The organism is Methylobacterium sp. J-059 (genome assembly GCF_022829485.1).
Lineage (GTDB): Bacteria > Pseudomonadota > Alphaproteobacteria > Rhizobiales > Beijerinckiaceae > Methylobacterium.
This window is the reverse complement of record NZ_JAKSYA010000181.1, coordinates 16,255-29,885: the sequence shown is the minus strand read 5'-3', so window position 1 is coordinate 29,885 and position 13,631 is coordinate 16,255. Positions and strand designations below refer to the sequence as shown.

Below are 13,631 nucleotides of genomic sequence, written 5' to 3'. Positions count from 1 at the left end.
GTAAGCGCTCGGTGGAGGCTCGGCGTTGTATTTCGGTCGCGTTGTCTTCCTGAAGGCCGGCTGACCGAGGGGATGACCGTGCGCCGATCTGGATGTTTTGCGGTGACGGGATGCTTTTCTAGCCCGATGTCGTGCTGCGGCGGCACGACGTCGTGCTGCGGCGGCCCGACGTCGTGCTGCGGCGTGCTGACAGGGAAAGGATCAATCCCAAATCGGCCTGTGCTGTCGACAAAGCGCCCTGCGTCCACACCAGAATGATCATCGTGCGGGCTTCTAACTTTCTAGCTCACCGGCGACCCTGATGGCTCCTCTCACCGGAGCCCAACCCATGGCCGACGCGACCGACGACGACCTCCCCGAGATCCTGATCCGCCGGAAGCGCAAGCACGCAAGAGCCCAGGCGAGCAGCACCGCCCGGCGCAAGGCCAGGAACGCACCCCGCCGGGACGACCTGGCGCGTGCCGCCTACTACGTTCTCCTCCTGACCATGTATGAGGCCGAGAAGCAGGGCGAGATCGAGCGCGCCAATCGTATGCGCCGCCGCATGCTCCTCATGATGGAGGATGCCCTGTTCGACCGGGCAGCCTCCGCCATGGCCTTTGATGGCCATGGCGACACCGTGATCCAGGACGTCAAAGCTTGGGTCGGCGCGCGCAGGTTCGCAAAGCGCAAAGAGGCTGAGGCTGCTCGGTCAGCCGCTGATACGAAGTAACGGGGGAGTACGCGGGGTGGATCTCAGCCGCTGACGAAGGCGGCTCAGGTCGGCGGTTCGCGGTCAGGCGGCCTGAGCGAGCCCCGTAAGCGGGGTCCCATTCCACGGCAGCAGGTCGCGGAGGCGTCGAGCCGGATGCTCGGCGATGCGGGTGAGGACATCCCGCAGGTAGGCCTCGGTATCGAGGCGGTTCAGCTTGGCCGTCTCGATCAGGGTGTAGAAGGCGGCCGCCCGCTCGGCGCCCCGATCCGAGGCAGCGAACAGATCGTTCTTGCGCCCGACGGCGACGCCGCGAAGCGCCCGCTCGGCCGGGTTGTTGTCGAGCCCGATCCGGCCGTCGTCGAACACCCGGGTCAGCGCGCGCCAGCGGGTCAGCATGTAGCGGAACGCCTTGGCCAGATCCGAGGGGCCGGAGAGCTGCGGCAGGATCGTCTCGGCCCAGGTTCTCAAGGCATCGGCCAGCGGGCGGGATCGATCCCGTCGCCGCCGCCGTCGCTCATCGGGCGGCTGGCCGGCAATCTCGCGTTCGACCGCGTAGAGGGCGCCGATGCGCTCCAGCGCCTCCCCGGCGATGGCCGAGCCGGTCTTGGCGTGCACGTCGATGAACTTGCGCCGGGTGTGGGCCCAGCACGCCGCCTCGATCAGGGCACCGCCGGTGCGCCCGCCCTCGTAGAGGCGATTGAAGCCGGCATAGCCGTCGGCGTGCAGCACGCCCTGGAACGCGGCCAGATGCGCCAGCGGCCGCTCGCCCCTGCGGTCGGGTGAGGCCAGGAACACGGCGGCCGGCGGACGCGCGCCGCCGTGGGGGCGCTCGTCGCGCACATAGACCCAGAGCCGCCCGGTCTTCGTCCGGCCCAGGCCCGGCGCCAGCACCGGGACAGGGGTGTCGTCACTGTCGAGGACCTCCGAGCCCGCCAGGACGTCCTGGCGGAGCAGATCGACCAGCGGCGAGAGGGCGGCGGCCGTCGCGCCCACCCAGCCCAACAGGGTCGAGGTGGCCAGGTCCACGCCGTCCCGGGCATAGATCTCGGCCTGGCGGTAGAGCGGCAGGTGATCGTCGAACTTGGCCACCGCGATATGGGCCAGCAGCCCGGCTCCGGCGCGCCCACGGGCAATGGCGTGATGCGGGGCGGGCGCCTGCACCATGCCCTCGCAGGATCGGCATGCGAACGCCTCGCGCACGTGCCGGACCACCTTGAAGCGGCCGGGCACGTAATCGAGGGTCTCCGTCACGTCCTCGCCGATCCGACGCAGGCCCCCACCGCAGGACGGGCAGGCGCAGGGGCCTGGATGGATCACGCTCTCGCGCGGCAGGTGATCGGGCAAGGGACGCCGAGCCGGTCTTACGCGGGAGGCTTCGACGGCGTCGGCAACGACCGGGGCGGCAGCCAGACGCTCGGCCTCGTCGACCTCCAGCGCCTCGATGGCGAGTTCGAGTTGCTCGACGCGGGCCTTCAGCTTCTCGGACGAGACGCCGAACTGCGCCCGCTTGAGACGAGCGAGTTCGCTGCGCAGCTTCTCGATGAGTGTGTTGGCGTGGACGGCTTCCCGCGCCATGCCGACGATCATGCGCTTGAGCGCATCGACGTCGTCGGGGAGTGATCCAGGATCGAGAGCCACATCAACAGCTTACGCCGTCTGGCAGGGCACGCAAGCCCGTTGCCGGCACCCGCGCGTCAGCCCGCGATGCGAGGCCGGTCCGTACGCACCGGGGTACGCCAGTCGATGCCCTCCAGCAGCATGGCGAGCTGCGCCGGCGTCAGCGCGGCAGCCGCGCCCGCCGTCGCCGGCCAGACGAAGCGACCCCTCTCCAGGCGCTTGGCGAACAGGCACAGGCCCTGGCCGTCCCACCACAGCACCTTGATCAGGTGCCCCTGCCGACCGCGGAAGACGAAGGCCTGTCCCGAGAACGGATCACGCGCCAGGTGATCCTGCACGAGACTGGCCAACCCGTCGAAGCCCTTGCGCATGTCGGTGTGGCCGGTCGCCAGCCAGACCCGCGAGCCGGGGGGAACCGGGATCATCGTCCCAACAACGCCGCGATCACACCCTGCAGGAGCACCACGTCCGCGCCCGCCTCGGCCCGCAGCCGATGACCGCCGGCCAGCTCGATCTCGATGGCGCTGGGGCGGGGCGGCTCGTCCCGGACGGGAGGTTGCGGAGCCGGCAGCGCGAGCGGAACGAAGCTCGGGCGGGACGCCACCGGTGGCGGCGATGCTTCTGTCCGGAGAGCGCGGCGCCAGCGGAACAGCAGACCCGAATGAAGCCCGTGCCGGCGCGCCACTGCGGAGGCCGTCGTCGCCGGATCCTCCGCCTCGGCAAGGATCGCGCGCTTGTGCTCGGGCGACTAGGTCCGTCGCGTTCCCGCAACGACGATGTGAGGAGCGTTCGTCATAGGTCCAGACACAGGGCCGATACAGCGCCATCCCGCGCCATCCCCTGTATCCAGACCCAGACCCTATCCGCACAAGGCAGCCGTCACCGAGCGCTTACACTTCACCTATGTCGCGACCTAGAGCAGCTTCGTTTAAGCGGCCTTCGTCGTCGACGTTTTTGCCCAACGGATCGTCGGCTGGCGCGTATCGCGCTCGGCCCGAGCGGACTTCGTGCTCGATGCCCTGAAGCAGGCCCTGCACGAGCGCCACCCCTTCGCCGGCGGCGGTCTCGTCTGCCATTCTGACCGCGGGTCGCAGTACGAAAGCGTCCGCTACACCGAGCGTCTCGCCGAGGCAGCTTTCGAACCCTCCGTCGGCAGCGTCGGCGACTCGTACGATAATGCTCTCGCCGAGACGATCATCGGCCTGTTCAAGACCGGAGTGATCCACTGGCGCAGCCCGTGGCGCTCATTAGAGGCCCTCGAGTTCGCCACTCTCGAATGGGTCGACTGGTTCAACACCCGCCGCCACCTCGGAGGCTGTCTCGGCATCCCGGACAGTGCAACCGTCCCGCCCCGTCCGGACTTCGTCAGACACGCCACAACAGCCTGACCGCCCGGTGATCTGGCCCAGATACGCGGGTAGTTACTAGAGTCCTTTGCCGTACGCGTTTTTCCAGGGCAGGAGCTGCCGGGAGGTCTCGGTTTGCTCGAACCGCGGATTTTGGCGCGAGAAACGCGGGTTGTAGAACGGATCGTCGAGAGCCGTCCCTTCCCAGCGCTCGCGGACAATGGCGGCTTCGACGTCGAGGCGGGCCCGCTTGGGCGGCGTTTTGTCCTGCCCGCGCGATTTAGATTCTTTGTGGATCAACTTGATGTCGGGATCACAGATGATCTTGAGACCCGAGAGTCGCACTTTCAAGCAAAAATCAACATCGTTGAACGCGACGGCAAGCTCCTCGTCGAAACCACCAACTGCGAGGTAGTCGTCTCTGCGCACGAACAGGCAGGCCGCGGTGACGGCCGAGAACTGCTGGAGCAGACGGCTTTTGCTGAAGTAGGCGTGCAGGTGGTCCGGTGAGCCGAGGTAGGCGTGGTCCGCAACCCTGTGCTCGCCGATACCGACGTAGACCCCAAAATGCTGGAGCGTCCGGTCGGGATAGAGCAACCTAGCACCGACGATGCCGACGTCCGGCATCGAGAGCCAGGCCCGCGCACGCTCGTAGAGATTGGCGGAGAGGAGTTCAGTGTCGTTGTTGAGGAGACAGACGATCTCGCCTCGCGCCTTGGAGACGCCGATGTTTACGAGCCTGGAGAAGTTGAAGTCCCCTTCGTCGCGCACGACAGTGAAGCGGTTGGCGTCCTGTGATAGGCCGTCCAGGAACGTGAGCGTCTCTTGGCGCTTCGAACCGTTGTCGACGATCACGATGTCGGTGAGCGGGTCCGGGTGCGTCAGCAGCGAGGCGATGCAGGGCTTCAGGAGGTCGAGGCCGTCCCGGGTTGGGATGACGATGCTGATGGTGGCCGCCCGCGGCTGGGAGAGGGTGCGGACGGCGGCGACGCCTGGGACGTCGGCGTTAATCGAGCGCAGCGGGTAGCCCATGCGGACGAAGTGGTCGTCGATGGCTCTCTTGGCAGCCTCGAAGGCGTAGCTTTTCTCCCCAGCGCCCATCGATGTCGAGCCAGGGATCTGGCGCCAGTGGTATAGGACGTGCGGGATGTGGACGATCTCTGCCTCAGTGCAGCGCTCCATGCACCGGAGGGTGAGATCATAATCCTGGCTGCCCTCGTAACCCGGTCTGAAGCCGCCGACCTCGTCGAATAGCTTGCGCTGGTAGATGCCGAGATGGCTGAACATGTTGTGGCCGTAAAGCAGGAAGCGGTCGAACGCCCCCTTCAGGTAGGGTTCGCACCGGAAGCCGTTGATGCTGATTTTATCCTCATCGGAGAAAAGCATGCGGACGCCGGGATGGGCATCGATGGCGTGCGCGACGGTGAAAAGCGCGTGATCGGGGATCACGTCGTCATTGTCCATCAGAATTAGGAACGCCCCGGTGGCCAGCGCCGCTGCGGAGTTTGTGGTTCGGGATATGTGGCCGTTCTCGGCGCGGAACACGGGCTTGATGCGGGGATCCTCGGCCGCGCGGCGACGGATCAGGTCGCGAACCGCCTCGCTGGGCGAGGCGTCGTCGGCGATGCAGAGCTCCCAATACGGGTAAGTTTGACGCTGTAATGAGGCGATCGCCTCGTCCAGGAGGTCGAGCGGCGGCTCGTAAACCGGCATCAGGACGGACAAGACCGGCCGGAACAGGAACGCGGCCGTCCTTGCCTCCATCCAGGTCCGGTCGTCCGGGGTTAGGGTCTCGTGGCGGGCGATCCAGGCGAGGTAGGCGTTGTCCTGCAGCGGGCTTTCCGTCGAAACGTGGTTAAAGCCGGCGGCGATTGCCTCCGCCAGCAGGGTGTGGTTGAGGCCTTCGTCGCCCTGTGCAATCCGCGGCAGGGCGTGGGCGAGGTGGGCGAGGCCATGCTCGACTTTGCTGCGGGCGGCAGTGTTCCAGTAGTTGGCCTTCCCCGTCAACAGCCGCCCCACCGCCTGGGTCAGGGCAGCCCGCTGTACCACGATCGCGTGCAGGACCACGTTAGCGGAAATCTCGATCAGGTCGAGGCGGGCCCGTCGCAGGATCTGTGGCGTGGGAATGTAGGCTACCCAGGTCTTGGGACCGTTGGGCACCATCTTGACCGCGACGGCCTCATCGAAGCCCGCCCCGTAGTCGAGGTGGAGCTTCGGCGCCAGCGTCTCGTCACGGCACTCCGCTTCGACACGCAGTTCCGCGAGTACCGACGTCGCACCGATGAAGGGTTTGATTGAGAACTCGATCTGTGAATCTATGCCGAGCTGCAAGTGGCTGCGTTGCACCTCAGTGTTCCTGAGCTTGATGTCGCGGATACCCGCAACGCGTGATGCAGGACCAAAAACAGTCTGGTTGCTAAAAAATCGCATCAGTAATTTACTTTCTATCATTTTTTAGTATCGCTGAAAACTCAAAGTTGTTATGTATCGTGTCGTAAACCCGCTCCGGAACTAAAGACGTGAGGCCGTTGGCAGCCAGGCCCTGTAGAATGCTCCGAAAGCTAGCCGGCGTGAATTTCCAAGCGTGGACGTCGAGGTATCCACCTTCGGCCGCTCTGAAATCAGCTTGTGCTTTTACCGCACGCTCCTCGACGAGGTGGGCACGGGGGTCTGTGTGATCGCCGGCCCAGTGGCGGGGAGCTTCGTTATGCGTGGTTAGCGCCGCATGCTCATGAACATTCTGGTACGTATGGACGCGTCTGCGCTCGGAGTGCGCCAGCATCACGTCAGCCAACGTGCTCTCGGGCAAGAAGTGATCGAAGCAGTAACGCTTGTCGGGGATCATCATGAAGTAGCGCCCCCCGGCATTGAGGATCTGCTCGACCGCTTGCAGGTGCGCCACTAGGTCGGGTTGATGTTCGATGCAGTGACTGCTGAAGACGCTCGCAAACTGCCTGTCTACGACAGAAAGATCGCCCGTAGGCGAAACGTAATCGATTTCGGGGCATCCCTCGGTCGGCTGTCCGTGGGCGCGCGCCCTCTCTACCAGAGCATCCCGTTCGAGGACATCGAAGTAGAAGGCCCCTTCTCCGCGGAAAACCGGTTTGGTGAAGGGACCAATCTCCAGCAAGGCACTGTCTCTGGGGACGAGGGCCACGAGCCCATCGCGATGAGCCGCGGGGCTGGCAATGCGGCCCTCGTTGCGTCCGTAGGCCTTAAAGTGCTTCGTTAAGGTAGTATCATCCATCGACGCGAGGTCATCGTGCACGAGCCTGTAGAACGCATGGTCGAGTTCAGGCGGAGGAACTCCTCGTTCGACGATACGTCCGAGAAGCCGGTAAAGATTCGCCATCTGTAGCTCCAGGCTGAGCGGGCGTCTAAGGGCGCAGCATCTAGGATCGAACCACGCGCGGTTGCAACCGGTTGCCATCTTCTAAGGACGTATGTATCCGGGCGTCATTTTTGAGTCAGGGTGATTTTTCACCGCCTTACCTAGAGTGTGGTGAGGATATAACGTTTGGGGGTTTCCGGTGGTGTGCCGGAAGTGATTCAAGGCTGTTTTTGGAGGGCGGCCTTGAGCGCGACGCCCGCCCCGGATGCCCTAACGGACGCGCAATGGGCGCGTCTGGCGCCGCTGATGCCGAGCGTCTGCAAGGGCAAGCGTGGCCCTCGCACCGACAACCGTCTGTTCCTGGATGCGGTGGTGTGGATGACCCGGGCCGGTGGGCGCTGGAAGAACCTGCCCGAGCGCTTCGGCAAGGTCGAGACGGTCAAGCGCCGCTATTACGACTGGATGGCCCGCGGTGTGCTGTCCGATATCCTCGCGGTGCTGGCCGCGGAGGCCGACCTCGAATGGGTCTGCGTGGACGCCACCGTCGTGCGCGCCCACCAGCAGGCTGCCGGCGCCCGCTGGGAAAAAGGGGCGCTGATGCCCAGGGTCTGGGCCGCTCCCGCGGCGGCCTGAGCACCAAGATCCAGCTCGCCTGCGACGCTCTGGGCAACCCCGTGCGGGTTCTGGCTGGCCCGGGTCAGCAAGGCGAGGTGCTGCGGGCCGCCGAGCTGATCGAAGGGCTCGCCTGCAGTCACGTCATCGCCGACCGCGCCTACGATGCCGAACAGTTCCACGACACGGTGCTCGATGCCGGCGCCCAGCCCGTCATCCCATCTCGGCCCAAGCGGCGCCGGCCGCACACTTATGACCGGCATCTCTACAAGAAGCGCAACCTGATCGAGCGCTGCTTTGCCAAGCTCAAGCAGTTCCGACGCTTGGCGACCCGCTACGACAAACTCCTCGTCAACTTCGTGGGCTTCCTCACCCTCGCCGCCACCCTCATCTAGGTCAAATAGTTGAGCCCTCATCACACCCTAGGAGCCCGTCCGAGTAAACCTCTCGACGGCGGGGCCTGGGGGTGATTCACTCGGCTCATGGCCAAGGTGTTTCGCTCCTGGGATGTGGATCAGGGCTGGCTGCTGCCGCCCTCGCTGCATGAGTTCGTGCCGCCCGGGCACATGGCGCACTTCGTCCGCGACACGGTGCGGGAAGCGCTCGATCTTTCGGCCATCCTCGACACCTACAGCGAAGAGCGCGGCTACCCGCCCTACCATCCGGGCATGATGGTAGCGCTCCTGCTCTACGGCTACAGCCGCGGCCTGTACTCCTCGCGTCAGCTCGCCCGGGCCTGCGAGGAGCGGGTCGACGTCATGGCGGTGATCGGGCTGAACCGGCCGGACTTCCGAACCATCGCCGACTTCCGCAAGCGCCACCTCGTGGCCCTGTCCGACCTGTTCGTGCAGGTGCTGCGCCTGTGCCGGGCGGCTGGTTTGGTCCAGTTCGCCCACGTGGCGGTGGACGGGACCAAGGTGAAGGCCAACGCCTCCCGCCACAAGGCGATGAGCTACGGACGCATGAAGACGGCCGAGCCGACGCTGGCCGACGAGGTCGACGCCTGGCTGGAGCAAGCGCGCGAGGCGGACGTGGCCGAGGATGAGGCGCAGGGTGCGACCCGTCGTGGGGACGAGACGCCGGATTGGATGGCCGACAAGCAGCGACGGCTGGAGACGATCCGTGCCGCCAAGGCTGCGCTGGAGGCGGAAGCGGTCGACCCGCCCAACCCCGAGGACGAGAGCGGGCCGGGTGCATCCTCGGGCATGCGTTGGCAGGGGCGGCCTCTGCGCGGTGAGGACGGCGGTCCGCCCGACCGGGCACAGCGCAACTTCACCGACCCGGACAGCCGCATCCTGCCCACCCGCGACGGGTTCGTGCAGGGCTACAACGGGCAGATCGCCGTCGATGCCGCGCATCAGGTGATCGTCGCGCACCGCCTCGTGACCAACTCGGCCGACTCCCGCGCCCTCGTGCCGCTCGTGGACGACGTCCACGCTCATCTCGGGCGCAAGCCGCGAGAGCTCTCCGGCGATGCCGGCTTTGCCAACGAAGCGAACCTCGTCGCGCTGCAGGAGCGGCGGATCACCGCCTACCTGGCTCCGGGTCGGGCGCGTCATGGCGAGGCGGACGCGGCCGGCCGCAGAAGGCTGACGAAGATGCCGTTGATGAGCGCGATGGCTGTGCGCCTGAAGCGGGCTGGCCGCCGCAGCCGCTACCGCCTCAGGAAGCAGGTCGTCCAGCCGGTGTTCGGGCAGATCAAGCCGGCCCGGGGCTTCCGACAGTTCCTGCTCCGCGGCCTCGATCAGGTCCGGGGCGAATGGGCAATGATCTGCACCGCCCACAACCTCCTCAAACTGGCGAAGGCCGGGCACTGAGCCCAAAGCCGACGCACACGTCTGCCCAGACTTCGACGCTCATCCCACCTCGTGAACTCGTTACTCGGACGGGCTCCTAGCTGTTTTGCACTCTTATGGAAGCCTGCGTCGTCATCGAGCAATCGCGGAAGCACTACAACACCCTCCGGCCGCCCTCGTTGCTCGGCTATCAGCCACCTGCACCAGCGGTCGTCATCTGGCCAACCGAACCGAGCGGATCATTGCTGACCGCTCGCCCTTCGATTGTAACGCGACCGACGATGCGCTAACTTTGTACCTGGGCCACCCAATTGGGGCAGGTCACTGTCAAGCCGTCTAATTGGCCAAAGTCAAGCTTAGGACGACGCCTCTGGCAGCAGCATGCCCACGAAGAGCAACAACTACTTCGGCAATGCCTGTGCCTGGAGCCAGGGGACAATCGCTTCAACGAGCGCGGTTGGCTGTTCCATCGGGATCATGTGGCCCGCGTTCTCGATATGCACGAGTTCGGAGCCGCTGATCCCCGCACAGAGTTCCTCAGCCTCTTGCCGGCTACGCAGTGCATCCCGGTCACCCGCAACGATCAGGGTCGGACACCGGATCGCGCCGAGGCGCGATAAATCGGTCTCCTGAAACTGCTGGGTGTGACGTCGGAAGACGTCGCCTCCGACCCGTTCACTCATGGCCCTCACACGCTCGATGAGCTCGTCATCCGTCGCGCGATCCGGGTGCAGCGAGATCAGGACACCGGGGCGACTAAAACCGGTGAAGCGCTTCGAGTCCGCCATTTTCACGGCCACAGCTTTGCGTCGCGTCTGCTCTGGCGTGTCCGCACGCGCCGACGTCGCAACCAGCACGAGTGCCAGGACGCGTCCTGGAGCCATGCGGGCGATTTCCCGGGCGACATAGCCGCCCATCGAGAAGCCGATCAGGGCGAACCGCTCCGGCGCTCCGGACAGGATGTCTCGCGCCATGTCGGCGATCCTCGCGTAGGCGGTAGTGTCGCCGTGCATGATTGATCCGAGCGTTTTGAGCCCCGGCAACATATCGTCCCAGAGCGATGCATCCGCCATGAAGCCGGGGATTAGAACAACATCCATCGTTTGTGTACCGCAGAGCCTGCCGGGACGTAAGCGTTGCCGGAACAAACAGAGTTTTACTCGGGAACGCAACCAAGTAATTCAGCAGCCTGTCCGAGAAGTGATTTTCAATAAATCCGAGTAAATACGCCTGGTTCAAGATGATCTTCGTCTAAAAGTTTATGCAAGTCAAAATGGAAAAGCTTATCAAGAAGCAGGATCGGCGGCCTATGCTGGCCGAGAGCGGCCTGAACCCGAAGGATCGCCCCCTCGAAGCATTTCGCTGAAGATGACAGGCATCGTCAATCCGACGGAGGCGGCCCTTTCCTGCACCAAGGGGTCTCTCTGCAAGCCATCGATCAGGATTTCGAAGGCGATATTCGACACTGTCCGACGGCCGTGGTGGAGATAGATCAGGGCTTTTGCGAGGGCGATATCCGTGGGTGTGTCGGTGAAATGAAAGGGAACGTGCTGGGCAAAATGCTGCTTCAGGGAGGTCAGGTTCATGCCGTCGAAGAAGTGGCGCATGATGTATCCGTCTTCGATCAGCAGGCGGGCCATATTTGAGGCAGCTGAGAGATTGAGCCCGGCACCACGGCGGCGATAGGCTGTGAGCCGATCGCGGACAACCCTGAGAACGAAGCCTTGTTTCAGGCAACGAATCCAATACTCTAAGTCTTGGAGCTGGATGAGGCCAGGGCTGAACTGCCCTACTTGCGAGAACGTGGACCGACGCATAAACACCGAAGGCGCGCAAAGGAAATTACCGAGGAAGAACAAATGATCCAGGCTTACGCGGTTGCTTCGGCCCAAATCGAACTGCGAAAACGCAGGGTAAAATGAATCGTCGAGAGGAATATCATTCTCGTTGATGAGTTGCGGAATGTCGAAGACGATATCGGCGTATCCCTTCGACACGAGGTCATACTGACGGACAGCGCGCTGCGGTAGGGCGATGTCGTCACCACCCAAGAGGGCAATGTACTCGCCCCGAGCCGCGTTGATCCCAGCGTTCGCGGCTAGGCTTGGACCACAATTGTCCTGAACGATCAGCCTCAGTCTTGGATCACGAATTTCCTTCACGAGTTCGGCACCGCCATCCGTCGAGCCGTCATCGACAACAATGACTTCAATGCTGTCTAATTTCTGATTCAGCGCGCTTCGGATCGTTTGACCGATAAACGCCTTCTGCTGATAGAACGTCACGATGAAGCTGACGATCGGCGATGGCTTACTCATGATAGAGGATGGCGATTTCGATCGTCGACACGCGCTCGCGGGAGCTTGAGTGCTGCAATCATTTCGTCCAAGATTGGCGTCATTGCGTCGAGGTTCACGGCTTGGCGCGGCCCCGCATCGTCAGGGAGGCAGCTGAAGGTTGACGGAATGGTGCGGATCGCCGCCAAATCGGCAACAACGCATCCCACTAGGGTATTGCGCCAATCCTCGCCCTCAACGCTCTCGATGACGAGGATATGAGTTCCGGGGCGACACCAGATGGTATTCGTAAAGTCGTCACCCGCGTGCACGATCACGATTGAAGACGCAGCTAGAAGACGAACCTGAATTTCGAACGACAGATCGCCGATGTCGACAATTTCGAAATCCCGGTCGATGAGAGCTCCGAAAAACGCTTGGTCGTCGATGGAACGTTGCAGGGGAGCCGTCGGCCTGACATAGAGCCGGCGCCACCGTGTTGGAGCGGTCCCGGTCACGGCTGACTGCACCTGTTCGCGGACCTGTCGCAACGCCGCGACCTCGTCGCTGGGGTGCGGAGCGGCCTCGGATCGTCGATCTCGCACTTCACGATCTCGCCTGATCGGGTAGTGGAGCAGGTCGGTCTGGTAAGCCACGCCGTCAGTGAGCGGGATGAGAGTTCGCTCAGACCGGCTCAAAAGGCGGAGGGCCGCGCGCTCCCGCTCACCCGCGAAAGCGCTTACAAGAAGCGGGATTTCTGGATCGAGTTCGCAGGACTGGACGGCAATCAGGCGCGGCAGGAGGGAGGTAAGGAAGTCGGCGAAAGTTCGGTCTCCACCCGTCAGATGGATACCCCGCGGGATATACGTTCGGCTCCTCCGGCCGAACCTGACAACGAAGGCCTCACCAGCCTTCCAGGCTTCGGGATAATCGGGAAGCGCAGATTCGCCGCCTCCCGCGCCGGGCATGTTCGTCGGGATAAAGCAGTCCGACACGATCAGCGATGTCGTTCCGCCGATGACCGTCGCATCCGTCAGGGGCACGAGGTGGTAGAGGCTTTCCGACGATCCAGAGGGTATTCCCACAGCTGGCGCACTTAGATTGGAAACACCCGAAAGCTGTCCCCCGCGAAACGTTGCGACGTAAGGCACGGTCCCGTCCTCGGGGAGAAGGTGCTGACGCCAGTCGAGGAGGCGAATCGCTCGAACGGCATCGCCGGACCGCGCGAGCGTCTCGAAGGCAGCAGCTTCGGCCAGGGGAGTGGGGCGGCGACCCTCGTGAACGCCGTGTACGACGAAGTGAACCAGCGGATTGAGACCCGCTGCGGCAACATCCGGATTGCTGTGCAGGTACCACGCGGTGTCGAACGCGAGAGATGGCGCGTAGCCCAGGCCCGCCCCCTCCCGCAGGTAATGAACGAGGGGGTTCACGCCCGCCTTCTCCACCTCGGGATGCTGCTCGAGATACCAGGCCCCATCGAACAGCGGGTGTGGTGCGTACCCGAGAGCCGCGCCGCGCTCGAGATAGTGCAGGAGGGGATGCGTGCCCGCAGTCTCCACGTCGGGGTGCTGAGCCAAGTACCACGCACCATCAAAGAGGGGATGCGGCACGTCGTACCGCGCTTCGGGGTCGCTCAGGTAGTGGATGCGGGGATCATTCCCCCGCTTCGCTGCCTCGGGATGGCTCCCAAGATACCAGGCCTCGTCGAAGAGCGGTCGAATAAACGCGAGGCGTTCGGGCTGTATGGGCGTCTTCGGTCGGCCTGATCGTGCTCCCAAACTCTGAGCACCCAGCAGAAAGCCGCGTATCGCCCGGATGCTGCAGGCCGCGGCAAGTGACAGTGCCGAGGCGGGCATTTTCTGCATAAACCATAAACCTCGTGACCGTGGGGAAGCGCGCTGCCGCCACGGATTGTTTGGAGTTTGGCTAGACTGCCTGCGCCGTTCCACGACCCCAATG

The 13,631-nt window shown here is 64.1% G+C and carries 10 protein-coding genes and 2 pseudogenes; 4 read left to right on the top strand and 8 right to left on the bottom strand.

Annotated features, from left to right (window positions below; all coding sequences use genetic code 11):
• Window positions 1-328 precede the first annotated feature (328 nt).
• Window positions 329-712 (top strand): hypothetical protein, encoded by a 384-nt coding sequence (locus MKK55_RS27775; protein ID WP_243938903.1) that lies wholly within the window; start codon window positions 329-331, stop codon window positions 710-712.
• A 63-nt stretch (window positions 713-775) separates the two neighbouring features.
• Here the strand turns inward: MKK55_RS27775 and tnpC are convergent, their stop codons facing one another.
• From tnpC to tnpA, 3 genes and pseudogenes are all read right to left on the bottom strand, one after another.
• Window positions 776-2,281 carry an IS66 family transposase gene (tnpC, locus tag MKK55_RS27770; protein WP_243938907.1) on the bottom strand — a complete coding sequence of 502 codons (1,506 nt, stop codon included), beginning with the start codon at window positions 2,279-2,281 and terminating at the stop codon, window positions 776-778.
• 107 nt (window positions 2,282-2,388) lie between these two features.
• A complete protein-coding gene (gene tnpB / locus MKK55_RS27765; protein ID WP_243938901.1) occupies window positions 2,389-2,736 on the bottom strand; it encodes an IS66 family insertion sequence element accessory protein TnpB in 348 nt (115 codons plus the stop codon).
• A pseudogene (gene tnpA, locus MKK55_RS29435) lies at window positions 2,733-3,047 on the bottom strand (IS66-like element accessory protein TnpA); the annotation flags it as partial. The gene tnpB and the pseudogene tnpA, both read right to left, overlap by 4 nt.
• Window positions 3,048-3,246: 199 nt before the next feature.
• Here tnpA and MKK55_RS27760 point away from each other — a divergent pair.
• Window positions 3,247-3,699 (top strand): annotated as a pseudogene (locus tag MKK55_RS27760) (DDE-type integrase/transposase/recombinase); the annotation flags it as partial.
• A gap of 36 nt (window positions 3,700-3,735) precedes the next feature.
• Here MKK55_RS27760 and MKK55_RS27755 read toward each other — a convergent pair.
• Window positions 3,736-6,003: a glycosyltransferase family 2 protein gene (locus MKK55_RS27755; RefSeq protein WP_243938899.1), complete on the bottom strand. Its 2,268-nt coding sequence runs from the start codon at window positions 6,001-6,003 to the stop codon at window positions 3,736-3,738.
• A gap of 91 nt (window positions 6,004-6,094) precedes the next feature.
• Window positions 6,095-7,009, bottom strand: coding sequence for a hypothetical protein (locus MKK55_RS27750; protein ID WP_243938897.1), 915 nt, complete (start codon window positions 7,007-7,009; stop codon window positions 6,095-6,097).
• 285 nt (window positions 7,010-7,294) lie between these two features.
• Between MKK55_RS27750 and MKK55_RS27745 the strand changes: the two genes are divergently transcribed.
• A protein-coding gene (locus MKK55_RS27745) for an IS5 family transposase (protein ID WP_409566138.1) occupies window positions 7,295-7,995 on the top strand; the annotation gives its coding sequence in 2 pieces (ribosomal slippage) (window positions 7,295-7,568 and window positions 7,568-7,995; 702 coding nt in all).
• 87 nt (window positions 7,996-8,082) lie between these two features.
• Window positions 8,083-9,417 carry an IS1182 family transposase gene (locus MKK55_RS27740; RefSeq protein WP_243938895.1) on the top strand — a complete coding sequence of 445 codons (1,335 nt, stop codon included), beginning with the start codon at window positions 8,083-8,085 and terminating at the stop codon, window positions 9,415-9,417.
• 380 nt (window positions 9,418-9,797) lie between these two features.
• Here MKK55_RS27740 and MKK55_RS27730 read toward each other — a convergent pair whose 3' ends face one another.
• The 3 genes from MKK55_RS27730 to MKK55_RS27720 all read right to left on the bottom strand — a co-directional run bounded on the left by MKK55_RS27730 (window position 9,798) and on the right by MKK55_RS27720 (window position 13,537).
• Window positions 9,798-10,496 carry an alpha/beta fold hydrolase gene (locus MKK55_RS27730; RefSeq protein WP_243938893.1) on the bottom strand — a complete coding sequence of 233 codons (699 nt, stop codon included), beginning with the start codon at window positions 10,494-10,496 and terminating at the stop codon, window positions 9,798-9,800.
• 207 nt (window positions 10,497-10,703) lie between these two features.
• Entirely contained in the window at window positions 10,704-11,714 is a 1,011-nt protein-coding gene (locus MKK55_RS27725) for a glycosyltransferase family 2 protein (RefSeq protein ID WP_243938891.1), read from the bottom strand.
• A complete protein-coding gene (locus MKK55_RS27720) occupies window positions 11,711-13,537 on the bottom strand; it encodes a glycosyltransferase 61 family protein (protein ID WP_243938889.1) in 1,827 nt (608 codons plus the stop codon). Before MKK55_RS27720 ends, MKK55_RS27725 begins: the two co-directional genes overlap by 4 nt.
• Between the last annotated feature and the right edge of the window lie 94 nt (window positions 13,538-13,631).